The organism is Amycolatopsis kentuckyensis (assembly GCF_002155975.1).
Taxonomy (GTDB): domain Bacteria; phylum Actinomycetota; class Actinomycetes; order Mycobacteriales; family Pseudonocardiaceae; genus Amycolatopsis; species Amycolatopsis kentuckyensis.
Window position 1 is genome coordinate 1 of sequence record NZ_MUMI01000892.1, and the last position, 507, is coordinate 507.

1 protein-coding gene is annotated in these 507 nt (G+C 69.0%); it reads left to right on the plus strand.

Annotated features, from left to right (window positions below; all coding sequences use genetic code 11):
* Positions 1-188: 188 nt before the first annotated feature.
* Positions 189-507 (plus strand): division/cell wall cluster transcriptional repressor MraZ (locus CCN39_RS48955; protein ID WP_086854050.1); only part of this gene is annotated, 319 nt, incomplete at its 3' end.

The following is a 507-nucleotide window of genomic DNA, read 5'->3' on the forward strand; positions in this document are numbered from 1 at the left end:
CCACCATGCCCCCCACCTGGCCCCACCCTGCTGACCTGCGCAAACGGAACACTCGACGGAGTGGTCTGCCCGTTTGTCGCGTTGACTGTGGTGAAAAGTGGGGTACGGTGGTGGCCAGTGGGGCGGAAGGGAAGCCCCGTGGCCGTCCGGGGTGGTTCGCCACCGTGGACGGTAGGGAGGTGGAGGCCGTGTTCCTCGGCACCCACACCCCGAAGCTGGACGACAAAGGGCGGCTCGCGCTGCCCGCGAAGTTCCGTGACGCCTTGGCGGGTGGGCTGATGCTTACCAAGGGGCAGGACCACTGCCTCTTCGTCTTCCCCCGCGCCGAGTTCGAGCAGATGGCGCGCAAGGTCGCCGAGGCCCCGTTCACGAACGAGGCGGTTCGGGCCTACCAGCGCTACCTGTTCGCCGGCACGGACGAGCAGCGTCCGGACGGCCAGGGGCGCATCACCATCGCGCCCGAGCTCCGCCGCTACGCGGGGCTCAGCAAGGAGTGCGTGGTGATCG